Here is a 25,472-nt window from a genome sequence, read left to right as displayed (position 1 = left end):
GGCGCTGCCGCTTGGCGGGCTCACACCTTCTCATGGTCTGATGCGGGCGGCGGCGGGATGCGGAGTGCCGGCCTATGCGATGATCCGGCCTCGGCAGGGCGATTTCCGCTTCGGCGAGCGTGAGGTTGCGCTGATGGTGGATGACATCGCCGCGGCGCGGGATGCCGGCCTTTCCGGTGTGGTTCTGGGCGCTGCGACCGTCGGCGGGGGGCTGGATGAAGGTGCGCTAGCGCTGCTTTATAGAGCGAGCGAAGGCATGGGGCGCACTCTGCACCGCGTGATCGACACGGTCGAGAACCGGAGGGCAGCAATCGATGCCGCAATTGCGCTTGGGTTCGAAAGAATTCTCACGTCGGGCGGTGCGCTGACCGCCATGGATGGACTGGAGGCTCTGGCCGAAATGCGCGCGCATGCGGGCGAGCGCATCGAAATCATGGCCGGGTCAGGCGTCGCGCCGGAGAATGCCGGAAATATAGCGAACCGAACCGGCATACGGGCGTTTCATGCATCCTGCGGCACTTCCGTTCCGGTCGATCCCCGCCTCGGCGCGTTGGGCTTTTCGCCGCCGACCGAGCGTAGAACTTCGGTTGAAAAGATCGTTGAGATGAAGGCGGCGCTCGAACGTCTGTAGAAGGGGCAGCGGGCCGCCCCCGGTTCTTGACAAGTTCGGGTTCCTCTTTCACGAGCTGTCGGGAAGGCGGCTGCGTTCCGCTGACGTTTCGGAAAGGATCAGGAAGATGTTCGACAGCGCTCATATCGCCGAGGCCATTGCATGGCGTCATGATCTGCATCGCCATCCCGAACTTGGATTTCAAGAAGAACGCACCTCGAAACTGATCGCTGAACTTCTGCAGGGTTGGGGATGGCAGGTTCACACCGGGCTGGCGCAGACCGGTGTGGTCGCAAGGCTCGGCGAGGGGGATCGCACGGTTGGGCTTCGCGCCGACATCGATGCCTTGCCCATCGAGGAAGCGACTGGCCTCGACTACGCTTCGCTCTATCCCGGCAAGATGCATGCCTGCGGACATGACGGGCATACTGCGATGCTGCTTCTGGCCGCGCGGCAGATCGCTGCCGAGCGGGTGAGCGGCGGCAGCGTGACGCTGATTTTCCAGCCGGCGGAGGAGAATGACGGCGGCGCGCGCGTCATGATCGAAGACGGCTTATTTCGCCGGTTTCCATGCGATGCGGTTTTTGGCATTCACAACTGGCCCGGTCTTGCGCCTGGCCGGCTGGTCGCCCGCGATAGTGAAATGATGGCGGCTTTTGCGATCTTCGAAATTGCCATCGAGGGGCGGGGCGGTCATGCGGCCATGCCCGAGCAGGGCGACGGCGTGGTCGCCGCTGCCGCGCGGATGACCGCCGCCCTGCAGGAATTGCCGGCGCGGCGTCTGTCGCCACTGGTGCCTGGCGTCGTCTCGGTGACGCAGATTCATACCGGTTCCGCATTCAATGTTTGCCCGGATCGCGCTGTCGTGCGGGGCACGGCGCGCTGGTTTCAGCCGGAAGCCGGCGACGAGATCGAGAAACGTCTGGGCGAAGTCGTTGAGGGCGTTGCAGCGGCGCATGGCTGCCGCGCAAGCGTCGATTATCAGCGGCGTTACCCGGCGACGGTCAACAGCGCGGCCGAGGCGACACTGGCGCGGCGTGTCGGCGAGACGATGGGGTTCGATACGAGCGAGGCTGGGCCGAGCATGGCGTCGGAGGATTTTGCCTTCATGCTGAACGCGCAGCGCGGCGCCTATATCTGGCTGGGTGCGGCGCGCGAGGGCGATAACCCGGGACTGCACTCGCCCTATTTCAACTTCAACGATGACGTGCTGCCCAGAGGCGCCGAGTTCTGGGTGCGGCTGGCGCGGCAGGCTCTTGCTGTCTGATGGACGCGCTGGACAGCCGTTTCCTGCGTGCGTTTTTGATTGTCGCCCGTGAGGGCTCGATCCGTCGTGCGGCGGAACGGCTGAACATTGCGCCCTCGGCGATCAGCCGCAAACTGACCGAGGTCGAGGCGCGGCTGGGCGTTGCGCTTGTGGAGCGCAGCGCCCAGGGCATCGCGCTGACCGATGCCGGGCGCCTGGTTTGCGAGCACGCGCTGGTGCGACAGGATGAACAGACGTTCCTGTTCGATCAGCTTGGCAAATTTCGGGAAGCTGGCGGTCAGGTGGTGCGGATCGCGGTGGGTGAGGGGTTCGCTGCCGACCTTATGCAGAACGGTCTTGCACCGCTCGGTGTCCGGCATTCGCATCTGCGTTTCCGCATCGATCTGGCCGGAACCGAGGAGATCCAGCGTCGTGTGGTCGAGGGCGAGGCCGATCTCGGCATTGCCTACAATCCTGTGCCGACAGAGGCCACTCGCTCCGTCGCGTTTGCGCGACAGCCGCTTTGCGCGGTGGTTCCCGTCGGTTCGCCGCTTGCGGCGCGCAAACGTATTCGGCTGGCCGAGATGCTCGCCCAACCCTTGGCAATTCTTGATGCACGTCACGGTATCCGCAGCCTGGTTGCGCGCGCGGCCAGCGATCTTGGGCTGGCGCTGCGTCCACAAGTGGAGACCTCTTCGATTGCCGCGCTGATCCGCTATGTCGGCGCGGGAATGGGGGGAACATTCCTTCCCCGCTTTTCCGCTTCCATCCAGGCCGATCGTGGAGAGGTCGCCATCGTCGATCTCGACGAGGAAAGTCTTCAGCATGTCAGCGCGCATCTGATGGTGCGCGCCCGCCGGAGACTGCCGCAATCGGCGGCGCTCACGGTTGAATATCTGGCCGGGCACATGGTGGCGTTCCGCGATTAGTGTTGCTCAAATCGCAACGCATCGTGCCGTTATTCACCTCTACTCAAGAACACCATGTCGCCGCAGTGTCATGAATGCCAAGTGGAACGGGAGGTATCATGACGCAGTCGGTCACTGTGATCGGTCTTGGAGCAATGGGCATGGGCATGGCCCGGTCCCTGTCCGGCGCGGGCTTTTCGGTCGCAGCCTTCGATCTTTCGACACCAACCATGGCCAAGGCTGCTGAAGCCGGCATCGCCACGCATGAAACGCCCGCCGGGGCAATTGCGGCAAGTGATGTGATTTTGCTTTCTCTGCCTCTGGCCAGTCATGTCGAGGCGACGGTTGATGCCGGTTTGGCCGCCGGCGCTTTCAGCGAACCGAAGATTGTCATCGATACGTCGACTTCCGAAGCTGCTGTGAGCCGCAGATTGGCAGCAAAGCTGGCCGAACTGGGGCACGGTTTTCTGGATGCGCCAGTCAGCGGCGGTCCGCAAGGTGCCGCCACCGGCGCATTGTCCATGATGCTCGGTGGAGATGCGCAATGGGTCGTCAGAGTGCAGCCGGTGCTGGATGCGATTGCCGCAAGGACGATCCATGTCGGGCCGAGCGGTGCGGGCAACATCGCCAAGCTCGTGAACAACATGTTGGTCGCTTGCCACATGTTGACCACATCCGAAGGGCTACGGCTGGCAGAGGCTTCCGGCTTGCCGGCAGAGGATGCGATGCGCGTCATCAACAACGCCACTGGCCGCAGTGCGTTAAGCGAGGTGCATTTCCCCAATTGGGTTCTGAGCGGCAGTTTCGATAGCGGTTTTTCCGCTGGGTTGATGCGCAAGGATGTGCGGCTGGCGCTCGAATTGGCGCAAGAGTGCGATTGTGCAATGCCGGTTTCCGAACTGGTGGCCGACCTGTGGTCGGAGGAAAATTCGGGCATTGCCGACAATCAGGATTTCATGCTGCTCGGCCGTCTGGACGGCAGGGCGAAAGAGAAGACCAATGGCTGACGATATAACCCCCGCGAGCGACACGCGCGCCGAAGTCGTGCGCTTGATGTCGGAACTTCTGGGCAGCGCCGGGGTGCAGAACCACGTGGGCGGACAACTGATGCCGGGCGACGGCGAAACGCTGGCGCTCACCGATCCCGCGACCGGCCGGATCTTCGCCGAATTCCCGGACGCCGGTGCGCCGGTTGTGAATGCCGCCGCCGAGGCGGCTGTCGCCGCACAGCGCGAATGGTGGGGCAAGACGGCCTCAGAGCGCGGACGCATCATGTTCGAAATCGCGCGCCAAATCCGCGCGCATGCCGAGCCGCTTTCGCGTCTTGAAGCGATTTCCGCCGGCCGTCCGATCCGCGATGCAGCCGGCGAGCCCGCCCGCATGGCCGAGATGTTCGAATATTATGCGGGCTGGTGCGACAAGATCACCGGCGATGTGATCCCGGTGCCGTCGAGCCATCTGAATTACACGCGTCATGAACCGATCGGCGTCGTGACGCAGATCACCCCCTGGAATGCGCCGCTCTTCACCTGCTGCTGGCAGGTTGCGCCGGCGATCTGCGCCGGCAATGCGGTCATGCTGAAGCCTTCCGAGCTGACGCCGCTCAGCTCGCTCGTCATTGCCGCTCTCTGTGTGAAGGCCGGCGCGCCGAAGGGGCTGGTCAACGTGGTCGCTGGGCAGGGGCCGACCGCCGGCCAGACGATGATCGAACATCCGGCAACGGGTCTGGTGGTCTTTGTCGGCTCGGCTACGGGCGGCGCGGCGATTGCGGCCGCTGCTGCGCGGCGTCTCGTCCCTTCGATCCTCGAACTGGGCGGCAAGTCCGCCAACATCGTCTTCGGCGATGCGGATATCGACCGCGCCGTGGTCGGCGCGCAGGCAGCAATCTTCGCAGCATGCGGCCAGAGCTGCGTGGCGGGCTCACGCCTTCTGGTGCATAGCAGCGTGCATGCCGAGCTTGTCGGCAAGCTGGCGGAAGCAAGCGGGCGCATCCCGGTCGGCATGCCGCTCGACATGGCGACACAGATCGGCCCGGTCAACAATGCCCGCCAGTGGGACAAGGTGGACGGCATGGTGCGCAATGCCGTCTCCGAAGGCGCGCAATTGACCACCGGTGGCGGCAGACCGGAAGCGCTGGGCGAGAGCGGCGGCTTCTTCTACGCCCCGACGATCCTGGACGGGGTCTCTCGCGAAATGGAGATCGCGCGCGAAGAGGTTTTCGGGCCGGTCCTTTCCGTCCTCTCCTTCGATGACGAGGAAGAAGCGGTGGCACTCGCCAACGACACTCCTTACGGATTGGCTGGCGCTGTTTGGACACGAGATGTGGGACGTGCGCATCGGGTTGCGGCAAAAGTTCGCGCTGGCACGTTCTGGATCAACAGCTACAAGACCATCAACGTCATGTCGCCCTTCGGTGGATTTGGCCAGTCGGGCTATGGTCGCTCTTCCGGCCGGGAAGCGCTTGCTGCCTACACGACAACGAAATCGGTTTGGGTCGAAACCGCAGCCGACTCAACCGTCGGCTTTGGTTACGCGCCGGGCTGAATCGCATGGGCGGTCCCTCAAGGGCCGCCCTTTGTTCCATCCCGCCCCGCGTGAAGAACGGGACGGGTTCACGAGAGGGGATCTCTATGGAGAAGACGAAAAACATTCTTTTCGATTGGCGCCTTCATCTGAGCGTGCTGGTCATCACCGTTATTGCGGAGGCCATTGGCGTGGTCGCCGTGCCGATCGGCATCGGCTCGATCCTGCTTCTGCCTCTGCTTTACGCCTTCGTGATGGGGCTGGTTCTCAACCCCAATGTCGTTCGCAAGGTCGAAGGTTGGATGGGACAGCGCGAGGTGCGCGCGGCATCGCCGCTGATCGTGATCGCGATTATGCCGTTCATTGCCAAATTCGGCACGATCATCGGTCCGTCGATGGAGAAAATCATTGCCGCCGGACCGGCCCTGATTCTGCAGGAACTCGGCAATCTGGGCACCATTCTGCTGGCATTCCCGGTCGCCGTTCTGTTTCTCGGCATGGGGCGCGAGGCAGTGGGTGCCACCTTCTCCGTCGCGCGTGAGCCGAACATCGCAATCATCGCCGACAAATACGGCCTGAAATCCGCCGAGGGAGCGGGTGTCATGGGCGTCTATGTGATTGGAACGCTGTTCGGCACCTTCATCTTCGCCATTCTCGCTTCGCTTCTGGCGACGTCGGGCTGGTTCAGCATCGAGGCGCTGGCCATGGCTTGTGGCATCGGGTCGGGCTCAATGATGGCCGCCTGTTCCGGCGCGCTGTCTCACGCCGTTCCGGCAATGGAAGAGCAGATCCTGGCCCTGGCCGGGGCCAGCAATGTGCTGACCTACGCAACCGGGCTTTATCTGTGCATTTTCGTCGCGCTGCCGGTGACCGAGAAACTTTATGATCTGTTGGGCCGCAAAGAGCCCGCCATCAGCAACGCTGGAGAATGACGATGAGCACTGCTGAACTTCCCGTTGACTACGAAGCCGAGAAAAAGCCGGATCTGGTGCAGCATGCGGTCTTGCTGGTCGTCGTCTCTCTTATCGCGCTGGTGGGCAACACGGTGGCGACCGATGCCACCATTATTCAGGGACTGATCGGGCTGGCGGTTCTCTACGCGATCGCCATGGTCGGTCTGGTCCTGACTTATGCCGTGCCGGTCGGTCTGCCTTCGGTCGCCTGGATTTCGCTGGTGGGAATCCTTGTAACACTGCCATGGACGCCAGGCAGTGCATGGGTGCTGGACAAGGTGAGCCATGTGAATTTCTTGACGCTTGCGACACCCTGCTTGGCTTATGCGGGTATCGCCATCACGCGCCGCGAAATCGGAATCGCCAAGTCCTCCGGCTGGAAACTTTTCATCGTGGCGGTTTTCGTCATGACCGGTACATATATCGGCTCGGCGATCATCGCAGACCTGTTTCTGTGAAAAAATGCCTGCGGTCGACGATGAAGCGACGGCCGCGGGCTTCTATGGCTTCAATATGCCGGTAGGACAGGCGATGGCTGGGGCTCCGGATCGCGCCGAGCGATTTCGTCCGCATGACGCGTTGCGCAATGCTGAAGCATACGCGAAAAGAAGGCATGGTTTCCAAGCTGCTCTCGATCCTTGTCATTGATGAGAACACAATCCGCGCATCGATCATCGAAGCGGGGTTGCGCGAGGCCGGCCATGAGAAGGTAACCGTCATCCACGACGTTCACGCCATCGCTCGCCGGATCGGTGAAGTGCAGCCCGACGTCATCGTCATCGATCTGGAAAACCCCAATCGCGACATGCTGGAGAACATGTTCAACCTTTCGCGAGCGGTAAAACGGCCGATTGCGATGTTCGTCGATCGATCTGACCAGGCCTCCATCGAGGCGGCGGTCGATGCCGGTGTCTCCGCTTATGTGGTGGATGGGCTCAGGCAGGAGCGGGTAAAGCCGATCCTCGACATGGCCATCAGCCGCTTCAATGCGTTTTCGCGGATGGAGCGCGAGCTGGAGGATGCCCGCGACGCACTCGAGTCCCGCAAGATCGTCGAAAAGGCCAAGGGCATTCTCATGCGCTCCAAGGGGCTGTCGGAGGAAAGCGCCTACCAGCTACTGCGGCGAACGGCGATGAACCAGAATCGCAAGATCTCCGAAATTGCCCAGAGTCTGATCACCGCGTCCGAATTGCTCGGAGGATAAGGATATGAGCGCAAGCGATCCCATTACGGCCGGTTTCCTTCCGCTCCTCGACAGCGCCATTCTCGTTGCCGCGCGTGAGCGGGGTTTTGCAGAGGAAGAGGGTATTGCGCTGACCCTGGTGCGGGAGACGTCATGGGCCAATATACGTGATCGCATTGCCGTGGGTCATTTCGAGATGGCGCACATGCTGGCCCCCATGCCCATCGCCGCCAATCTTGGACTGACACCGATGCGGCTCGATCTGATCGCGCCGATGTCGCTCGGCCTTGGCGGAAACGCGGTTACCGTCAGCCATACGCTTTGGACGGCCATGATCGGCGAAGGGCCGGTCAGACCGGATGAGCCCGCGACGGTGGGGGCCTCACTCAGATCGGTAATCGAGCACCGGCGTCGAAACGGTGAGGTTCCGCTCCGTTTCGGCGTGGTCCATCCGTATTCGGGGCATAATTTCGAACTGCGCTACTGGTTGGCTGCCTGTGGTATCGATCCCGAGCGCGATGTGGAAATTCTTATTGTTCCGCCTCCACTGACTGCTGACGCGATGGCCGCGGGCCGTATAGACGGCTTTTGTGTCGGGGAGCCGTGGAACAGTGTTGCAGTCGCCGCGGGTCTTGCACGCATCGCCACCGTGAAGGCAGCAATCTGGCGTTCAAGTCCGGAAAAGGTGCTGGGCGTAAACGAGGATTGGGCCGGGAAACATGAGGAGGTGCTGGCGAGACTTCTGCGGGCGCTGCATCGCGCCTCGATTTGGTGTGGTGCAGTCGAAAATCACGAGGAGTTGGCCGCACTCCTGTCGGGTCCGGCTTATCTCAATCAGCCCGCAACGCTTTTGCATGGGGCGCTCGACGGGCGCTTGGAAACCGGTGGCGAGACCGGGCTGTTTCCAGATTTCTTCGTACCGGCGCAAAAAGCGGCGATCTTTCCCTGGCAAAGTCACGCGCTCTGGTTTTATTCACAGATGGTGCGCTGGGGGCAAGTTCCGCACAGCGCTGAAAACGCCGAGAAGGCACGCCTCTCGTTCCGGCCGGATATTTACCGCTCCGCACTGAAGGCGCTCGATGTGCCACTGCCATCTGCCAGCATGAAGGTGGAGGGGGCCTTGGTTGCGCCCACCGCGGTCGGCGTTTCTGCGGGGCAGCTCATACTCGGCCCCGACGGCTTTTTCGACGGCGCTGTTTTTGATCCCGCACAGTTGGACGATTACATCGCCAGTCAACGGCCCGCTTCTTGTTGATCGCTATTTAGGCATGCCTATATTCTGCGCATTTTGTAGGCACGGCGCTGCGCTATTGGTCAGAATTTTGCTGCATCTGCGAAATATCTTTCCCGCGTTTTTTCATAAAATATTGAAATAAAAAGACAATTATAGTTTTTTAGAAGTTGGCATGGATGATGCATAGCAATATGCGGGTCCAGAGGGGACACCAATTATAAGAAACGCGTCCAATGAAGGGCGCTCAAGGCAAGGCTGCCAGACGGTCAGGTGCGCATCCGCATAGCGGAGCGCGTCGGGTCGTCGGGCAGCCTTTTTCTTTGGACGCCTCTCTATCGAAAGCCAACGTCTCGCAAGAGGCTCAAGCAGTTGGATTGGAAAAGCCGATGACAGCATTGCAACCAGCCACGCCGACGCACGAAACGGCACCGCGCCGTGCGCTCACCATGTCGACCATAGCCTTCACGATCTGCTTCGCCGTGTGGACGATATTCTCCATCATCGGGATCCGCATCAAGGAAGAGTTGGGTTTGAGCGAGACTCAGTTCGGCCTGCTCGTCGGCACGCCCATTCTCACAGGATCGCTCGTACGGATGATTTTGGGGATCTGGACCGACCGTTACGGTGGTCGCCTTGTCTATACGGCCACTATGCTGACAGCGGCGATTGCGGCGATCCTCCTGTCCCTCGCGCAGAGCTACACGATGCTGCTTCTTGCCGCACTTGGGGTCGGGGTCGCGGGCGGTTCATTCGCTGTTGGAGTGGCTTATGTCTCGCGGTTTTATCCGGCCGGGAAGCAGGGCACGGCGCTCGGCATCTTCGGCGTCGGCAATGTCGGCGCTGCGGTGACCAAGTTTCTCGCGCCGTTTGTAATGGTGGCCTGGGGATGGGAAACGGTCGCTCAGGTGTGGGCGGGTTCTCTCGCGATCATGGCGCTGGTGTTCTGGTTCGCGACGAACGACGATCCGGTAACGCGGGCCCGGCGTGCGGACCGGATCAGGCGCCGCAGCTTCGCTTCCGAATTCGAGCCGTTGAAGAACCTCCAGGTTTGGCGCTTTTCGCTCTACTACTTCTTCGTATTTGGCGCTTTCGTCGCGCTTGCTCTCTGGCTTCCGCGTTATGTGATCGGTGTTTATGGCTTCGATATCAGGACCGCCGGTCTGATCGGCGCCGCCTATTCGCTGCCGGCCTCGGTGTTCCGCGCCTATGGCGGCGCTCTTTCCGACAAGGCCGGCGCACGCACGGTGATGTACTGGACCTTTGCGGTCTCTGCCGTATGCACTCTTATCCTTTCGATCCCGGCGACCGACTACGTTGTGCAGGGCATCGATGGACCCAGACCCTTTCATTTCGCGGTTGGTCCATGGGTCTTCGTGGCGCTCGTCTTCGTCCTGGGATTTTTCATGAGCCTCGGCAAGGCTGCTGTCTACAAGCATATCCCCGTTTACTACCCGGATAATGTCGGTGCGGTCGGCGGCATGGTGGGCATGATCGGGGGCCTTGGAGGGTTCATCCTGCCGTTGCTGTTCGGCTACCTGAACGACCTCACAGGTCTCTGGACGAGCTGCTTCATGGCTCTTTTCGCCATCGTCGTTGTTTCCATGATCTGGATGCACCTTGCCATTCGTCGGCTGGAACGGCGCGGCGCCTTGCAACCGGCCTGAAAGCCCATTCTCGAAAATCGGAAAGAACATCATGACTGAGAAACTTGTCGTGGTTGGCGCCGGCATGGCTTCGGGCCGTATGCTCGAGCATCTGTTCGAAGCCGACCCTGATGCCTTCGACGTGACGCTCTTCAGCGCTGAGCCGCGCGGAAACTACAATCGTATCATGCTCTCGCCTGTGCTGGCGGGCGAAAAGACGTTCGAGCAGATCGTCACACACGATGCGGGCTGGTATGCGGCAAACCGCGTGACGTGCCGTTTCGGTGAAACCATCACGAGAATTGATCGCAAGCGGAAGCTCGTCGCCACCGCGGAAAGGGAAACGCCCTATGACAAGCTGGTAATTGCCACCGGTTCCGCACCCTTTGTTATTCCGGTTGCGGGAAGTGACCTGCCCGGAGTCATGGCATTTCGCGACCTGGACGACGTCGACACAATGGTCGCGGCAGCCGAAAAGCCGAACGCCAGGGCGGTCGTCATTGGCGGGGGGCTGCTTGGGTTGGAAGCCGCGGCCGCGCTGCGCGGACGCGGCATGGAGGTGGTGGTTCTGCATCTCATGGGACATTTGATGGAACGTCAGCTCGATCCCGCTGCCGGATACCTGCTTAAGAAGGAACTCGAGGAGCGCGGCATCGGAATCCACACCGAGGCGCAGACCAAGGCCATTCTTGGCGAGGAACGCGCCGAAGCTGTACTTCTCGATGACGGTACGGTCTATTCGGCGGACATCGTGGTCATGGCGGTTGGAATTCGTCCCGAGACGCGCATCGCCACCGATGCCGGCCTGCATGTGGAGCGTGGGATTGTCGTCAACGACCACATGATGACCTCCGATCCCGATGTTCTCGCCCTCGGCGAATGCATTGAGCATGAAGGCACGTGTTACGGGCTTGTGGCGCCACTCTACGACATGGCCAAGGTTGCCGCGAAAACGCTGGTCAAACAGGATGCAGCCTTCCGACCCGTTGAAACGGCAACCCAGCTCAAGGTAACCGGTGTCAGCCTGTATTCGGCGGGCGATTTCGCCGAGGCGGACGACCGCGAAGAGATCGTCCTGCGCGATGCCAGCGCGGGTGTCTATAAGCGTCTGGTCTTAAAAGACAATCGCATCATGGGTGCGGTTCTGTATGGCGAGACTGCGGATGGCGGCTGGTTCTTCGATATGCTCAAGAAGGGCACCGACGTTTCGGAAATGCGCGAAACGCTGATCTTCGGACAAGCCTATCAGGGAGCGGGGCAGCTGGACCCTATGGCGGCCGTTGCAGCCTTGCCGGATGATGCGGAAATCTGCGGCTGCAACGGCGTATGCAAGAGCTCCATCGTCGGCGCGATTGCCGGCAACGGTCTGACCTCGCTGGACGATGTTCGTGCCCACACCAAGGCATCGGCGTCTTGTGGCACTTGCACGGGACTGGTCGAACAGCTCCTCTCGTTGACGCTCGGCGATGCCTACAGTCCGGCTGCCGTTATGCCTGTATGCGGTTGCACCGATCTCGGTCACGACGACGTACGTCGGCTTATCAGGGCCAGAAAGCTGAAAACCATTCCCGCCGTCATGCAGGAACTCGAATGGAAGACGTCTTGCGGCTGCGCCAAATGTCGGCCGGCGCTCAATTACTATCTCGTCAGCGACTGGCCCGACGAATACGCCGACGATTATCAGTCGCGCTTCATCAACGAGCGCGTGCACGCCAACATCCAGAAGGATGGCACCTATTCCGTGGTGCCACGCATGTGGGGTGGCGTGACATCCTCGGCGGAACTGCGGGCGATCGCGGATGTGGTCGATAAGTTCGACATACCGGCTGTGAAAGTCACCGGGGGGCAGCGGATCGACATGCTGGGCATTCGCAAGCAGGATCTCCCTGCCGTTTGGGCCGATCTGGGCAGGGCGGGCTTCGTATCCGGGCATGCCTATGCCAAAGGTCTGCGCACAGTGAAGACCTGCGTCGGATCCGATTGGTGCCGCTTTGGTACCCAGGATTCCACCGGTCTCGGGATACGCATCGAGAAATTCATGTGGGGATCGTGGACACCGGCAAAGGTCAAGATGGCGGTCTCGGGGTGTCCGCGCAACTGCGCCGAAGCCACCTGCAAGGATGTCGGCATCATCTGCGTGGATTCCGGCTTCGAGATACATTTCGCCGGTGCTGCCGGATTGGACATCAAGGGTACGGAAAAGCTCGGTCTTGTCAGGACCGAAGATGAGGCGCTGGAGCACATTGTAGCGCTTGTCCAGATGTATCGCGAGCAAGGTCATTATCTTGAACGCATATACAAATGGGCCAAGCGTATAGGCTACGACGAGGTTCGCCGCCAGATTATGGATGACAGGGTGAAGCGCGCTGCGTACTTCGAGCGCTTTGTCTTCTCCCAGAAATTCGCCCAGGTCGACCCTTGGTCGGAGCGTGTCTCCGGCAAGGACAAGCACGAGTTCAGACCGATGGCGGCCTTTTCCCTGGAGGCGGCGGAATGAGCGCCTCCGAACGGGAGTGGGTGGCGGTCGGCACACTGCTGGACATTCCGCGTCGTGGCGCGCGTTGCGTGCAGAGCGGGGTTATGACCATCGCGGTGTTTCGCACGGACGATGACCGGGTATTCGCGCTGGAGGACAAATGTCCACACAGGGCAGGGCCTTTGAGTCAGGGCATTGTCCATGAGGGCTGCGTCACATGTCCCTTGCACAACTGGGTCATCTCGCTGGAGACCGGTGTGGCGCAGGGCGCGGATGTCGGTGCTACGGCGGCCTTTCCTGTGCGGCTGGACGGTGAGCGTATTCTTCTCGCATTGCCCGACCGTGCCGCGCAAACGCAACGAAGCGACGGCTCCGGCCTGCCCGTCGATGGTTGCCGCCATGGCTGAAACCGTCCGCACGACTTGTGCTTACTGCAGCGTTGGTTGCGGCGTTTTGGCGACGCCGCAACCAAACGGCTCGGTTGCGATCGCCGGGGATCCCGACCATCCCGCGAATTTCGGCCGGTTATGCTCCAAGGGATCGGCGTTGGGTGAAACCCTGTCGCTAGACGACAGGCTTCTCCACCCGGAGATCGGCGTGCGGCGCGCTTCGTGGGATGAGGCCCTGACCCTGGTCGCCGACCGTTTTCGAGAAACCGTCGATCGGCACGGCCCCGAGTCGGTCGCTTTTTACGTTTCCGGACAGATCCTCACCGAGGATTACTATGTCGCCAACAAGCTGATGAAGGGCTTTATCGGCGCGGCCAACATCGATACCAATTCGCGCTTGTGTATGGCTTCCTCCGTTGCCGGTCACAAGCGTGCTTTCGGCTCCGATACCGTGCCGGGCACCTATGAGGATGTAGAAAGCGCCGACCTCGTCGTGCTCGTCGGCTCCAACCTTGCTTGGTGCCACCCGGTTCTCTATCAGAGGTTGGCTGCCGCCAGGGAGAAACGGCCTTCCATGAAGGTTGTCCTGATCGACCCCCGCCGCACGGCCACTGCCGGTCTCGCAAACCTGCATTTGGCGATCGCACCGGATGGCGATGTGGCCCTGTTCGTGGGTCTGCTGCGCCATCTTGAGAAGAATGGAGCGATTGCGCAGGACTATGTCGAAAAGCATACCCGCGGTTTCGACGACGCATGCGCAGCCGCCGCGCATTTCGACGCCGCGCGTGTCGCGTCTGAAACGGCACTTGCGCTTGAGGATATAGAAACCTTTTATCGTCTTTTCGCCGCAACCGAGAATGTCGTCACCATTTACAGCCAGGGCGTCAATCAGTCCGCGTGCGGTACCGATAAGGTCAACGCAATCATCAACTGCCATCTGGTCACGGGGCGTTTGGGCCGGCCGGGCATGGGGCCGTTCTCGGTGACCGGTCAGCCAAACGCCATGGGTGGGCGCGAGGTGGGCGGGCTTGCCAATATGCTGGCTGCCCACATGGCGCTCGAGGATCCCGATCACCGGGCACTGGTTCAACGTTTTTGGAGTGCGCCGCGCATTGCGGACAAAGCCGGCCTCAAGGCCATGGAGATGTTTCAAGCCGTCGCCGAAGGCCGGATCAAGGCGATCTGGATAATGGCGACCAATCCTGTAGACAGCCTTCCCGACGCAGATGCCGTGGCGCGAGCGTTGCAGAGGTGCCCCTTCGTTGTCGTCTCGGATGTCGCGGCGAAGACCGACACGCTTCGATATGCCGATGTAAAGCTGCCCTCCAGAGCCTGGGGCGAAAAGGAAGGCACGGTCACCAATTCCGAACGGCGCATCTCGCGGCAACGCGCTTTCCTGCCGGCACCCGGCGAGGCACGTGCGGACTGGTGGCAGATCGCCGAGGTCGCCCGGCGGATGGGCTATGGAAGCGCGTTCGACTATGGCAGCGCATTGGAGATATTCCGGGAGCACGCAGCGCTTTCTGCATTCGAGAACGGCGGTACGCGCGCCTTCGATGTCGGTTCATATCGCAATCTGTCCAAAGCGGCTTATCAGTCGCTCCAGCCCTTCCAATGGCCTCAAGCAGAAGGAGAGCGTAGGGCGGACACACGATTTTTCGCGAACGGCCGGTTCTACACTGGTGACGGCAAGGCGCGTTTCGTGGCCATCCGGCCGCCGCGCCCCGCTGCCGTTGGGGCGGCGTTTCCGCTGGTCCTCAATACCGGGCGTGTGCGCGACCACTGGCACACCATGACACGTACTGGAAAGAGCCCGCGTCTTTCCACTCATCTGGCGGAACCCTTTGCCGAGATTCACGCCCGCGATGCCGCCCGATTGAGTATCGGCGATGCCGACCTGGTTCGCATTGAAAGCGCCCATGGTGCCGTGGTGGTACGGGCCCTGGTGACGACAAGGCAAAGGCCGGGATCGGTGTTCGTTCCGATGCACTGGACCGATCAGTTTGCGGCCCGCGCGCGTGTATGCGCTCTTGTCGCTCCGACAACGGATCCGCTTTCGGGCCAGCCTGCATCCAAGAACGTCCCGGTGCGAATGGAACGTTTTGAGGCCGATTGCTATGGCTTTGCCATCTGCGCGCGCCGTCCCGACACTGAAGGTTTGGACTATTGGGCGCTGGCGCGGGCCGACGGTGGCTGGCGGATCGAGATGGCGCTGACACCTGAACCCCGGGAACATGAGGCGTTTTTCCGTGGTCTGCTGGGGCTGGACGGATTGAGGGAGGTTAACCTCCTTGCCTACCGCGACGCCGGGCGCGGAGATCATCGCATGGCCGCTTTCGATGGTTCGAGGCTCATTGGCGCGCTCTACCTTTCTCGCACACCCGTTGCCCTCGCAAGGGACTGGCTCGTTGGGCAGTTCGGCGAGGATCATGCGGACCCGCGCTCCCGCTACCGGGTTGTCGCGGGAAGGGGCGGAGGGGACCGGCCCGATGCGGGTGCCGTGGTTTGTTCGTGCTTTGCGATCGGTATCAATCAGATTGCCGCTGCGGTCCGATCCGGTTGCGCCACGGTCGAGGCTGTTGGCGAAGCTCTGTCGGCCGGGACGAATTGCGGCTCATGCCGCGCGGAAATCAAGGAGATCATTGATGAACATAGCCTCCAGGCAGCCGAATGAAGCGTCTCCGGCACGCATAGCGCCGCTAGCGGTGCTTCCGGTTTTCTTCGACCTTTCGGGAAAGCGGGCAATTGTGGTAGGCGGCACGGCTGCCGCTGCATGGAAGGCCGAGCTTCTGGCGGCGAACGGCGCTGTCGTTCATGTTCATGCGAAGACGCTTTGCGACACTTTCGAAGAACTGGTGAGGGGAGGTGCTTCGGCCGGTTCGTTCGTTTTGCATCGCCGATTTTGGGACGAGGGCGATCTACGCGAGGCGGCCATCGCCGTTTGCGATGCGCAAGACGATACCGAAGCCGCCCGCTTCTTTGCCGCCGCGGAACTGGTCGGAGTTCCTGTCAACGTGATCGACCGGCCGCGCTTCTGTCAGTTCCAGTTTGGCGCCGTCATCAATCGCTCGCCCGTGGTCGTGGGTGTCTCGACGGCAGGAGCGGCGCCTGTTCTCGGCCAGGCGATCCGGCGACGCATTGAGACGCTGCTTCCTCCCTTTCTTGCCGGCTGGGCGGAAATTGCCGCCGATCTGCGCGCATCGGTGATGCTGAAGCTTGCACCGGGTGCGCCGCGCCGCCACTTTTGGGAAACCTTCGTAGACCGGGCGTTCGCGGCAGCGCCTTCGGACCCGAACGTTCAGGAACTCAAGGACGACATTCAGCGCGGCGTTACCGCCGAACGGACTCTTGCAGGCACTGTCACTCTGGTTGGAGCGGGGCCGGGCGATGCCGATCTCCTCACGCTCAAGGCTGTGCGCGCTTTGCAGGCCGCGGATGTGATCCTGTTCGACGATCTTGTTTCGGAACACGTTTTGGAACGCGCTCGCCGCGAGGCAAAACGCATTCGCGTCGGCAAGCGAGGCGGCCGCAGAAGCTGTAGGCAGGAGGACATCAACGCCTTGATGCTCAAGCTTGCAAGAGACGGCAAACGCGTTGTGCGGCTGAAATCGGGAGACCCGATGATTTTCGGTCGTGCCGGCGAAGAGATTGCCATGCTGCAGGCACATGGCGTCATGCTCGATGTCGTGCCGGGCGTGACGGCTGCCAGCGCATTGGCGGCGGCGTTGGGGACATCTCTGACCCATCGGGATCACGCAGGAGCCGTCCACTTTGTCACAGGCCGTTCATGCCGTGGCGGTTTGCCCGACGATCTGGATTGGAGGGCGCTGACGGACCCCGCCGCCACCACTGTCTTCTATATGGGAGGACAAACGGCCAGGGAGATCGCGGGGCGTTTGATCGATCTTGGTCTCATGCCGGAAACACCGGTCGCGGCCGGCTTTTCCATCGGCTGTCCCCAACAACGCTTGAAGCGATCGGACCTTGCCGGGCTTGCATCGGGTGAATTGAACTGCACCGGCGGGCAACCTGTCCTTATCGGTATCGGTCGGGTTTTTGAGAAACAAGCCTTCGTTGGAATGGAGCGCGCCGCATAGTGGTCTAAGGGAACCCTGCATTCGCGAGTTCGTCGGCGCGGCAGCAGCGCACGCCGGCGATAAGTCGCTGAGGCTGCCGGCAGACAGGCTTGGAAAAGGCACATCGATCGAAGAAGAAACAACCGCTGGGCAAGCGACGATTACTGGGCAGTTCGGTGTCTTCTATGAGTTCGCCGAGCCCTTCCTCCCCGAGTGTTGGCACGCTGCCCAGAAGGAGCTGAGTGTAAGGGTGCCGTGGACGTGTCAGAAGGTCGGACGCTGCGCCGATTTCGACGATCTGACCGAGATACATGACGGCCACGCGACGGCACATGTGACTGATCACCGATATATCGTGCGAGATGAATATATAGGTCAGATTGCGGTCGCGTTGAAGTGCCTCCAGAAGGTTGAGAATCTGTGCTTGAACGGAAATGTCGAGCGCCGAGGTCGGCTCATCAAGGACGATTACATCGGGGTCGGAGGAAAGCGCCCGGGCGATCGCGATACGCTGTCGCTGCCCGCCGGAAAATTCGTGTGGATACCGATCGAGCGTTTCCTCGCGCAGTCCCACCTTGGCGGCCAGTTCGACTGCCAGACGTCTCAGTTCGGAAGTCGATTTGCGTTGCCGCGCAAAGACCGGTTCGGTGATCACGCGCCACACGCGCATGCGTGAATTCAGGGAGGATTGTGGATCCTGGAAAACGATCTGCAATGCAGACTCGTCGCCGGCGGCCGCGCCGGTGACCTGTCCTGCACTGGGTTGCAGGAGCCCCAGAAGAACCTGCGCGAGAGTGCTCTTGCCGCAGCCCGATTCCCCGACAATCCCCAGCGTTTCGCCACGTCGAACGTCAAGGTTTACGCCGTTCAGGGCATGGACATGGGAGGTGGCTCTGCCGAGCCAGTCTGCGCCTGAGGGAAATCGGACGCTGATATCGGCAAGTTTTAGAACGGTATCGCTGGCGCCGCCTACGCTCATGCCGCATGCTCCTTTTCGCACAACCAGCAGGCTGAAGCGCGCTTCTCATCGTCAAGCGAAAACAGGGGCGGAATGCTGCTGCAGGCTTCAAAGGCATGGTCGCATCTCTCTTGGAAAGCACAACCGGTTGGCATGTCTGTGAGGTTCGGAACCACACCGCGGATAGATCGCAACGCTTGCCCCGGCCGGGCACTTTCCGGCAGCGCACGGATCAGGGCCCGGGTATAGGGGTGTTGCGGCGCGCTGAGCACAGCCCGCGTCGGCCCCGTTTCAACCACCGACCCGGCATACATTACGTAAAGGCGGTCGCAGAACTGCGAGACGACGGCCAGATCGTGACAGATGAAAAGAATGGCGGTGTTCAATTCCCTGGCCTTTTTGCGCAGCAATTGCAGCACCTGTTTTTGCACCGTTACATCGAGGGCGGTGGTGGGTTCGTCGGCAATCAGGAGTTTCGGTGAACAGGCGAAGGCCAGTCCGATGAGAATGCGCTGGCGCATCCCGCCAGAAAGTTCGAAGGGATAACGCTGAAGAATCTCTTCAGCATCGTTGATGCGCATGTCCGTCAGGAGCTTGATTGCATGAAGCCGGGCTTCTCGTTCGCTCAGCCGCGTGTGCAGGCGGATGACGCCAAGCATCTGTGCGCCGACCCTTTTGGTCGGATTGAGGGCAGTAAGCGGCTCCTGGAAGATCATTGCAACGTCGCGCCCGCGCATAGCGGCAAGCTTTTGCTCGTCTAGGGCCAGCATGTCATGGCCGAGCAGGGTGATACGGCCGGACCGTATGTGAAACGATTCTCTAGGGAGCAGGCGCATGGCCGTCATGGCGGTGACGGATTTCGCTGACCCCGATTCTCCGACAATGCCGACGATTTCTCCCTCTTGTACATGAAGGGACACGCGGTTCACCGCGCTGACCGCGCCGCCGTAGACGGGGAACTCGAGGGACAGGTTGTCGATATCGAGAACGGACTTGCGCATGTCAGCGTGCTTTCTGACGTGGGTCGAGCATATCGCGCACGCCGTCGCCGAAAAGATTGAAGCCGGTGGCGGTAAACAGGATCGCGAAACCGGGAAAACCCGAATACCACCATTGGTCGAGTATGTAGTTGCGTCCGGTCGCTACCATCGCGCCCCACTCGGCCGTCGGTTGCTGTGCGCCCAGACCGATGAAGCTGAGGGCCGAAGCGAGAAGTATGGTGCTGCCGAGATCCAGCGTGCCTTGCACAATCACCGGAGATAGTGTGTTCGGCAGGATGTGCCATCGCAGGATGTGCAGCCGTCCGGCCCGGAAGGTGTTTGCGGCTTTGACATAGGCCATCTCGCGGACGATGAGCGCCTGTCCTCGCACGAGCCTTACATAGAAGGGGATGCGCACAATTGCGATTGCCAGCGCTGCGTTGATCAGGCTCGGCCCGAGGGCCGCGGCAAGCGCCAGGATTAGCGCCAGAGACGGTACGGAAAGAACCACATCCATCAAGCGCATGATGATTGTGTCCGTACGTCCGCCGATCAGGCCGGACAGCGCCCCCAGGATCGTCCCCGTGAGGCCCGCGAGGAACACGACGAAGAAGCCGACGGCGATGGATTGCCGACCGCCGTAAAGGATGCGACTGTAGATGTCGCGGCCAACTTCGTCCGTACCGAAGAAATGATCGAGCGTGGGTGGCGCGAGCCGGGCGCGCAAATCGATGGCGTTCGGTTCGTGTGTGGCGAAGACGGGCGCGAATATCACCACGATAAGAACGAATGCAACCATTGTCAGGCCGACGATGGTTAGAGGGCTTCGTTTCAGTTGATAGCGAAAATATCCGAGATCGATCCTGGGACGTTTGACCGTGGCTGGTGCTTCCGTCATCAGTTGACGCTCCTGATGCGTGGGTCAATGACCATGTAGAGGAGATCGACAGCCAGGTTGACCAGAACGTAGGCGAAGGAAACCACGACGGTGAAGCCCATCACCGCCGGGAAATCAAGCGCCTGGATGGAATTGACCACATAAGCGCCCATACCGGGCCAGGCGAAAACGGTCTCGGTCAGAACTGCACCGTAAAGCAGATCGCCGAGAGCCAGACCGAGAACCGTCACGGAGGGGATGAGCGCGTTGGGCAGCGCCTCCCTGAAAATGACGTTGCGCCGGCTGAGACCGTTGGCGCGGGCGGTTCGCACATAGTCTTGTTGCAATTCCTCCATCATGGCCGAGCGGATTTGTCTCGCGACCACACCAAGATGGACGAAACCTAGCGTCAGGGCAGGCAGGATGATGTGCCTGACTGCGCTGGTGAAAGCGGTTAAATCTCCAGCCAGAAGGGCGTCGATAAGAAGAAAACCGGTTACCGTCGGCGGTCGGGTGATGTCGGGATCGATCCGGCCTCCGCCTGGCAGAAGCCCAAGATCGCCGTAAAAAAGGACGATCAGAAGCAGCCCCAGCCAGAAGGCCGGTGTCGAGATGCCCGTTACCGCCAAGGCCCGGACGAGATGGTCGATGGGTTTGTCACGCCAGACGGCCGAGGCGACACCGAGCGGAACGCCCACCGCTGTAGCGAGCACCAGCGCCACGAAAGCCAGTTCCAGCGTCGCCGGAAAATAGAGCTTCAGATCTTCTGTTACGGGGCGGCGTGTGCGCAGCGAGGTGCCGAGATCGCCGGAGACGATGCCTTTGAGATAAATCCAGTATTGCTCCGGCAAGGGCTTGTTGAGCCCCATGTCTTCGCGAATCCGCTCCACGATTTCAGGGGTCGCCCTGTCCCCGGCGACCAGCATTGCCGGATCTCCGGGGATAAGGTGGGAAATGGCGAAGGTGATCATGGAGACGCCGATCACGACAAGGGCAAGGAAAAGCAATCTTTTCCTTATTACGTTCAGATACTGCACGATTGACCTTCACCTGAGTTCAACCCGACGGAGGCCGGCGCATCGGTCCGAGGCGGTTATTGCGCCCCGGATCTATGTGCGCGGCTTTGGCCGGTCGTTATTTGCTCATGCCGGCGATATTGTAGATGTCCAGAAGCATCGGGTTGAAGACGAACCCTTCGACGTTGTCGCGCATGGCGATGCGGTAGTCCTTTTGGAAGAGATAGACATAGGCCGCTTCGTCGGTGACGAATTTCTGTACTTCGGCGTAAAGTTTTTCGCGCTCCGCTTGATCGCTGCTGAGCGCCGCTTCTCTCAGAAGCTCGTCGACCTGCGCGTTCGTGTACCAGGACCGGTTGCCGGCAAGGCCATGGCGGTCTGAATCGAACCAATAGCTTGTGAACATGTAGGGGTCGGCGAAATCGGGGGTCCAGTTGCCGGTGGCCATGCCGAAATCACCTGTGTCGAAGCGCTCGCGCATGGTCGCGTTGGCAAGCTTCTCCAACTTCAGGTTCAGTCCGATCTCCGCGAGATTGGCCTGGGTCGCGATGGCGATCGGCTCCCAGTTCGGATCGGCATCGGAATAGAGAAATGTGATCTCGGCGCCTTCGGCATCCGCGTTTGCCAGGAGTTCCTTGGCCTTGTCTATATCGCGACTGTATTGAATGACGCTTTCGTCGCGTCCCCACATGCCGTCGGGGATGGGGCCATGCATCTGCTTTCCGTTGCCATTGAGAATGCCGGCGATGAGCCCCTCGTAATCGACCGCGTAGGAAATGGCTCTGCGCACGTCGGGGTTATCGAGCGGCGCTTTCTGGTTGTTCATGTAGAGATAGGTAACCCGGAGGCTGGGATAATTCTGGACTGCAATTCCATCCTTGCCTTCCAGCGCCTCGAGCTGATCTTCGGGCAGCGCTTCGGCAATGTCCACATCGCCTGCCTCGAGCTGCAACCGCCGAGCGGAGGCTTCGCCAATGATGATGATCCGCATCTTATCGATAGCGGGTTTGTCGCCGCCATAGTGCGGATTGGGCTCCAGCGTGACCGTTTGCCCGCGTTCCCAACTGGCAAGGCGATAGGCACCTGAGCCGGCTGTGTTGGAGGCGAGATAGGCCTTGCCGTCATCGTCGCTTTGTTCGGCCACCTTCGGGTTCACGATTGCGGCACCGTTGTTCGCAAGGGCGTAGAGGAAAGGAGCGTAGGTCTCGCTCAGTTTGAACGACACGGTCATCGGGTCGACGACGGTGACTTCGACGCCGCCTGGCAGTGCCTCGGAAGGCCCTTGCCCGATGCGAAAAAGCCGGTCGAAGGAAAATTTGACGGCCTCGGCATCGACCGCTGAACCATCGTCGAATTTCTGACCGTCTCTCAGTTTGAAGGTCCAGGTCAGGCCGTCTTCGGACGCTTCCCAGCTTTCCGCCAGATCGCCGGTGACGCTGGTCAGCCCTTTCCCGTCCTCGGTCTCGTATTTCATAAGGCGCTGATAGACCGGATAGGTGATGGTCCAGTCATTGTTGTCCATTGTCACCGCGGGGTCGAGCGATTGCGGATCGGCGGGTTTGGCTATGACGATTGTGTCGGCTGGCGCCGCTGCCAATGCCGCGGTCGACCCGCAGGTCAAAACCGATAGCGCAGTCGCGCCGGCAAGGAACACCCTGCGTGAAAATCTGAGCTTTATCATTGAATACCTCCCAAATACGCTTGTTTCACATCGATGAAATCAGCTTGTTTCCCCATTCCAGTGCGGTCGCGAATTCCGTTTCAGGCTGATATGCGCCGCCGGTCGTCCAGACCACGCGTGTGATCTCCTTGCTGCTGTTCGGCGCTTCTATCTCGCCCCCGAATTCGACGAGTGCAGCAAACCCCGAAGCAGCCGAAGGTTCAAGCCGCATCTTTTCGAGACGCCACATATGTGCCAGCCATATCAGAAGACTTTCGTCTTCTACGGTGACAATTCCTTCGATCAGATGTCGCGTCTCGCGGGCGACGAGTTGCGAGGCCTGTGCGACGGCCAAACCGTCCGCGATCGTGCGGTTATCCAGTCCGCAGTCATACACGCTGACAGGGCGATCTGCGCCGAGTGCCAGTTGCACCAGCATGCAGGGAGAACCGACAGGCTCGACGAAAATGCAGCGCACGGCATCCCCGAAAATATGCTTGAGGCCGAAGGTGACGCCGCCCGGCGCGCCGCCCACACCACACGGCAGATACACATGAAGCGGATGTTCTAAGTCAACGACAATACCGGAGTGTTCAAGTTGGTCGGCAAGTTCGCGCGCTGCGGCAGCATACCCCATGAAAAGTGTAAGTGAGCGTTCATCGTCGACGAAGTGACTGTTGGGTTGTCTGGCGGCAGCTTCTCGCGCGGCGCGGACTGCCTGAGAAAAGTCACTGCCGTGTTCCACGACATGGGCTCCAAGGGCGGTGAGCCGCTCTTTTTTCCATTGCTTGGCATCATGGGACATATGGACTTCGACCTTGAACCCGAGGCGGCATCCAGCCAAGCCGACACTGTAGCCCAGATTGCCCGTCGAACCGACAAGAAGCCTGTGCCGGGAAAAGAATTCCTTCGCCTCGGGAGATGCAAGCTTCGACAGTTCGCCGCCCTTTTCGACCAGTCCCGCCTTGCCGCCGATGTCGACTGCATGCGTGAGAACCTCGAACACTCCGCCACGCGCTTTGATGCTCCCTGTGGTTTGCAGGGCATAGTCGCATTTCGCTAGGAGACGGCCGCGTTTCAACCCGATCATTCCGGCAATTGAGTGCAACTCCCGCAAATCCGAACGGTTGCGTCCCCCGTCCGCTGCCGTTTCGGGAAACAGGCGGGCCAGAAGCGGGCCGAACCGCTCCCATGCCAATTCGGCCTCTTTGACCATATCTCCGCTGAGCGAACTTCTCGCCATCGCCGCATCGAAGCCGAGGGCGTCCGGATTGGGCCACCATATCGGTTTGCGGCTTTGAAGACGGGGAGGCAAAGTCCCATCGTTCATATTCTCTCGACCTTTCATCTTTCGCCAAGCGAAGCACAGCTCTTCGTAGAGGTGTTGACGTCCATACGACCGGCCCGGCTCACGGGAGCTTGTCCTGTTGTTCCGCTGCGGTCAGGCCGCATGGGATTCTTCGCGGACGAAGTGCGTGTTGGAGACTTGTCGCATCGGCAATTGTACCGGTTTGTAGTCGGGTGGCCTGACGGCACTCGGGATTTCATCGACCATCAATTTGCGTCGTTCCGGACGACGACGAGGATCGGCCACTGGAACCGAGGCGAGGAGCTTGCGGGTGTAGGGATGCTGCGGATTGTCGAAGATTGAGCGCCTGTCTCCGATTTCGACGATCTCACCGAGATACATGACGGCAACCCGGTGCGCCACACGTTCGACCACCGCCATGTCATGGCTGATGAACAGGAGCGAAATGCCGAGCTCCGCCTGCAAGTCCATCAGCAGATTGATCACTTGTGCCTGGATGGTTACGTCAAGCGAGGCAACGGCCTCGTCCGCTATCAACAGTTTCGGGTCGAGCGCCAGGGCACGCGCGATGCAGATGCGCTGCCGCTGGCCGCCGGAAAATGCATGCGGATAGCGGTCGAGATGGGCTTCGCTCAATTCGACCCGCTTCAACAGATCCGCGGCCTTCCTGCGCATGGCGCCGCGGGACCCGGAAACGCCCTGCACAAGCATCGGGTCGATCAGCGCACGGGCTATGGTCATGCGGGGGTTCAGCGAGGCGAACGGATCCTGGAACACCATCTGCACATGACGGCGGAACGCCTGCAGCGTTTGCGCCGATGCGCCGACCGTTTCTTCGCCTTCGAAGCGGATAGAGCCGGAAACGGGCTGGTCGAGATGCATGACGGTCCGGGCGATTGTGGACTTTCCGCAGCCCGATTCTCCGACAAGCGCCAGGGTTTCGGCACGATCGATTGAGAACGACACGTTCTCGACCGCGTGAACGCGCCCCATGATTCTTCCGAACAGGCCGGAGCGCAGATCGAAACGGGTAATCAGGTTCTCAACTTCCAGGAGGGGGCGGGACGGCGGCATTGGTGAAAGTTGTGTCATGCGCCGGCTCCGACATCGCGTTGCCGCGAAAACTCCACCAGCGGAAACTTGGCGGGCACATCGGTTCCCGCCATGCTGCCAAGCTGCGGAACGGCGGCGATCAACGCCTTTGTGTACTCGTGTCGCGGTGCCTCGAAAATCTCAAAAACATCGCCCTGTTCGACAAGCGTTCCGTCATACATGACGCAAACCCGGTCGGCGACTTCTGCGACGACGCCCATATCGTGTGTGATGAAGAGGGCGGACATGCCGATCTCTTCCTGCAGCGAGCGCACGAGATCGAGGATCTGGGCCTGGATCGTGACGTCCAGTGCCGTTGTCGGTTCGTCGGCGATTAGA

The 25,472-nt window shown here is 60.9% G+C and carries 21 protein-coding genes and 1 pseudogene; 14 read left to right on the top strand and 8 right to left on the bottom strand.

Annotated features, from left to right (window positions below; genetic code table 11):
- The 14 genes from QZ638_RS11325 to cysG all read left to right on the top strand — a co-directional run.
- The coding region (locus QZ638_RS11325) for a copper homeostasis protein CutC (RefSeq protein WP_295810234.1) at positions 1 to 631 on the top strand (631 nt) is incomplete at its 5' end.
- Between the two features lie 106 nt (positions 632 to 737).
- Positions 738 to 1,877 (top strand): M20 aminoacylase family protein, encoded by a 1,140-nt coding sequence (locus tag QZ638_RS11320; protein WP_295810231.1) that lies wholly within the window; start codon positions 738 to 740, stop codon positions 1,875 to 1,877.
- Positions 1,877 to 2,785, top strand: coding sequence for a LysR family transcriptional regulator (locus QZ638_RS11315; protein WP_295810229.1), 909 nt, complete (start codon positions 1,877 to 1,879; stop codon positions 2,783 to 2,785). Before QZ638_RS11320 ends, QZ638_RS11315 begins: the two co-directional genes overlap by 1 nt.
- A gap of 98 nt (positions 2,786 to 2,883) precedes the next feature.
- Positions 2,884 to 3,771, top strand: coding sequence for an NAD(P)-dependent oxidoreductase (locus QZ638_RS11310; RefSeq protein ID WP_295810227.1), 888 nt, complete (start codon positions 2,884 to 2,886; stop codon positions 3,769 to 3,771).
- Positions 3,772 to 3,817: 46 nt separating this feature from the next.
- Positions 3,818 to 5,308 (top strand): aldehyde dehydrogenase family protein, encoded by a 1,491-nt coding sequence (locus QZ638_RS11305; protein ID WP_295810237.1) that lies wholly within the window; start codon positions 3,818 to 3,820, stop codon positions 5,306 to 5,308.
- Positions 5,309 to 5,394: 86 nt separating this feature from the next.
- A complete protein-coding gene (locus QZ638_RS11300; protein ID WP_295810224.1) occupies positions 5,395 to 6,219 on the top strand; it encodes a DUF3100 domain-containing protein in 825 nt (274 codons plus the stop codon).
- Between the two features lie 2 nt (positions 6,220 to 6,221).
- Positions 6,222 to 6,698, top strand: coding sequence for a hypothetical protein (locus QZ638_RS11295; protein WP_295810222.1), 477 nt, complete (start codon positions 6,222 to 6,224; stop codon positions 6,696 to 6,698).
- Positions 6,699 to 6,853: 155 nt separating this feature from the next.
- Positions 6,854 to 7,444: an ANTAR domain-containing response regulator gene (locus QZ638_RS11290; protein WP_295810219.1), complete on the top strand. Its 591-nt coding sequence runs from the start codon at positions 6,854 to 6,856 to the stop codon at positions 7,442 to 7,444.
- Positions 7,445 to 7,448: 4 nt separating this feature from the next.
- Positions 7,449 to 8,678: a CmpA/NrtA family ABC transporter substrate-binding protein gene (locus tag QZ638_RS11285; protein ID WP_295810218.1), complete on the top strand. Its 1,230-nt coding sequence runs from the start codon at positions 7,449 to 7,451 to the stop codon at positions 8,676 to 8,678.
- 365 nt (positions 8,679 to 9,043) lie between these two features.
- A complete protein-coding gene (locus QZ638_RS11280; protein ID WP_295810216.1) occupies positions 9,044 to 10,321 on the top strand; it encodes a nitrate/nitrite transporter in 1,278 nt (425 codons plus the stop codon).
- Between the two features lie 31 nt (positions 10,322 to 10,352).
- On the top strand, positions 10,353 to 12,797 hold the full coding sequence (nirB, locus tag QZ638_RS11275) for a nitrite reductase large subunit NirB (RefSeq protein ID WP_295810215.1): 2,445 nt from the start codon (positions 10,353 to 10,355) through the stop codon (positions 12,795 to 12,797).
- Positions 12,794 to 13,183 carry a nitrite reductase small subunit NirD gene (gene nirD, locus QZ638_RS11270; protein WP_295810213.1) on the top strand — a complete coding sequence of 130 codons (390 nt, stop codon included), beginning with the start codon at positions 12,794 to 12,796 and terminating at the stop codon, positions 13,181 to 13,183. Before nirB ends, nirD begins: the two co-directional genes overlap by 4 nt.
- On the top strand, positions 13,176 to 15,839 hold the full coding sequence (locus QZ638_RS11265) for a nitrate reductase (RefSeq protein ID WP_295810210.1): 2,664 nt from the start codon (positions 13,176 to 13,178) through the stop codon (positions 15,837 to 15,839). Before nirD ends, QZ638_RS11265 begins: the two co-directional genes overlap by 8 nt.
- Positions 15,811 to 17,262, top strand: a complete 1,452-nt coding sequence (cysG, locus tag QZ638_RS11260) for a siroheme synthase CysG (RefSeq protein WP_295810208.1) — start codon at positions 15,811 to 15,813, stop codon at positions 17,260 to 17,262. The genes QZ638_RS11265 and cysG overlap by 29 nt, the downstream gene beginning before the upstream one ends.
- Before the next feature lie 4 nt (positions 17,263 to 17,266).
- Here the strand turns inward: cysG and QZ638_RS11255 are convergent, their stop codons facing one another.
- The 8 genes and pseudogenes from QZ638_RS11255 to QZ638_RS11220 all read right to left on the bottom strand — a co-directional run.
- The gene (locus tag QZ638_RS11255) at positions 17,267 to 18,220 is read right to left on the bottom strand and encodes an ABC transporter ATP-binding protein (protein WP_295810205.1); all 954 of its coding nucleotides are present in this window, start codon (positions 18,218 to 18,220) and stop codon (positions 17,267 to 17,269) included.
- Positions 18,217 to 19,200, bottom strand: a complete 984-nt coding sequence (locus QZ638_RS11250) for an ABC transporter ATP-binding protein (protein ID WP_295810203.1) — start codon at positions 19,198 to 19,200, stop codon at positions 18,217 to 18,219. Before QZ638_RS11250 ends, QZ638_RS11255 begins: the two co-directional genes overlap by 4 nt.
- Before the next feature lies 1 nt (position 19,201).
- Positions 19,202 to 20,077, bottom strand: coding sequence for a D,D-dipeptide ABC transporter permease (ddpC, locus tag QZ638_RS11245; protein ID WP_295810202.1), 876 nt, complete (start codon positions 20,075 to 20,077; stop codon positions 19,202 to 19,204).
- Positions 20,077 to 21,093, bottom strand: a complete 1,017-nt coding sequence (locus QZ638_RS11240) for an ABC transporter permease (protein WP_295810199.1) — start codon at positions 21,091 to 21,093, stop codon at positions 20,077 to 20,079. Before QZ638_RS11240 ends, ddpC begins: the two co-directional genes overlap by 1 nt.
- Positions 21,094 to 21,190: 97 nt before the next feature.
- A complete protein-coding gene (locus tag QZ638_RS11235; protein ID WP_295810196.1) occupies positions 21,191 to 22,753 on the bottom strand; it encodes an ABC transporter substrate-binding protein in 1,563 nt (520 codons plus the stop codon).
- A 25-nt stretch (positions 22,754 to 22,778) separates the two neighbouring features.
- The gene (locus QZ638_RS11230) at positions 22,779 to 24,062 is read right to left on the bottom strand and encodes a D-serine ammonia-lyase (RefSeq protein ID WP_295810193.1); all 1,284 of its coding nucleotides are present in this window, start codon (positions 24,060 to 24,062) and stop codon (positions 22,779 to 22,781) included.
- A gap of 111 nt (positions 24,063 to 24,173) precedes the next feature.
- Positions 24,174 to 25,133: an ATP-binding cassette domain-containing protein gene (locus tag QZ638_RS11225; protein WP_295810190.1), complete on the bottom strand. Its 960-nt coding sequence runs from the start codon at positions 25,131 to 25,133 to the stop codon at positions 24,174 to 24,176.
- A pseudogene (locus QZ638_RS11220) lies at positions 25,130 to 25,472 on the bottom strand (ABC transporter ATP-binding protein); the annotation flags it as partial. The gene QZ638_RS11225 and the pseudogene QZ638_RS11220, both read right to left, overlap by 4 nt.

Source organism: uncultured Nitratireductor sp., from assembly GCF_913053745.1.
GTDB lineage: Bacteria > Pseudomonadota > Alphaproteobacteria > Rhizobiales > Rhizobiaceae > Nitratireductor.
The sequence above is the reverse complement of the archived record's forward strand: the minus strand, read 5'-3'. Positions and strand labels throughout refer to the sequence as shown.

Coding starts and splice junctions, on each gene's coding strand:
- QZ638_RS11320 (WP_295810231.1), top strand. CDS start 738: ATGTTCGACAGCGCTCATATCGCCGAGGCCATTGCATGGCGTCATGAT.
- QZ638_RS11315 (WP_295810229.1), top strand. CDS start 1,877: ATGGACGCGCTGGACAGCCGTTTCCTGCGTGCGTTTTTGATTGTCGCC.
- QZ638_RS11310 (WP_295810227.1), top strand. CDS start 2,884: ATGACGCAGTCGGTCACTGTGATCGGTCTTGGAGCAATGGGCATGGGC.
- QZ638_RS11305 (WP_295810237.1), top strand. CDS start 3,818: ATGTCGGAACTTCTGGGCAGCGCCGGGGTGCAGAACCACGTGGGCGGA.
- QZ638_RS11300 (WP_295810224.1), top strand. CDS start 5,395: ATGGAGAAGACGAAAAACATTCTTTTCGATTGGCGCCTTCATCTGAGC.
- QZ638_RS11295 (WP_295810222.1), top strand. CDS start 6,222: ATGAGCACTGCTGAACTTCCCGTTGACTACGAAGCCGAGAAAAAGCCG.
- QZ638_RS11290 (WP_295810219.1), top strand. CDS start 6,854: ATGGTTTCCAAGCTGCTCTCGATCCTTGTCATTGATGAGAACACAATC.
- QZ638_RS11285 (WP_295810218.1), top strand. CDS start 7,449: ATGAGCGCAAGCGATCCCATTACGGCCGGTTTCCTTCCGCTCCTCGAC.
- QZ638_RS11280 (WP_295810216.1), top strand. CDS start 9,044: ATGACAGCATTGCAACCAGCCACGCCGACGCACGAAACGGCACCGCGC.
- nirB (WP_295810215.1), top strand. CDS start 10,353: ATGACTGAGAAACTTGTCGTGGTTGGCGCCGGCATGGCTTCGGGCCGT.
- nirD (WP_295810213.1), top strand. CDS start 12,794: ATGAGCGCCTCCGAACGGGAGTGGGTGGCGGTCGGCACACTGCTGGAC.
- QZ638_RS11265 (WP_295810210.1), top strand. CDS start 13,176: ATGGCTGAAACCGTCCGCACGACTTGTGCTTACTGCAGCGTTGGTTGC.
- cysG (WP_295810208.1), top strand. CDS start 15,811: ATGAACATAGCCTCCAGGCAGCCGAATGAAGCGTCTCCGGCACGCATA.
- QZ638_RS11255 (WP_295810205.1), bottom strand. CDS start 18,220: ATGAGCGTAGGCGGCGCCAGCGATACCGTTCTAAAACTTGCCGATATC.
- QZ638_RS11250 (WP_295810203.1), bottom strand. CDS start 19,200: ATGCGCAAGTCCGTTCTCGATATCGACAACCTGTCCCTCGAGTTCCCC.
- ddpC (WP_295810202.1), bottom strand. CDS start 20,077: ATGACGGAAGCACCAGCCACGGTCAAACGTCCCAGGATCGATCTCGGA.
- QZ638_RS11235 (WP_295810196.1), bottom strand. CDS start 22,753: ATGATAAAGCTCAGATTTTCACGCAGGGTGTTCCTTGCCGGCGCGACT.
- QZ638_RS11230 (WP_295810193.1), bottom strand. CDS start 24,062: ATGAACGATGGGACTTTGCCTCCCCGTCTTCAAAGCCGCAAACCGATA.
- QZ638_RS11225 (WP_295810190.1), bottom strand. CDS start 25,133: ATGACACAACTTTCACCAATGCCGCCGTCCCGCCCCCTCCTGGAAGTT.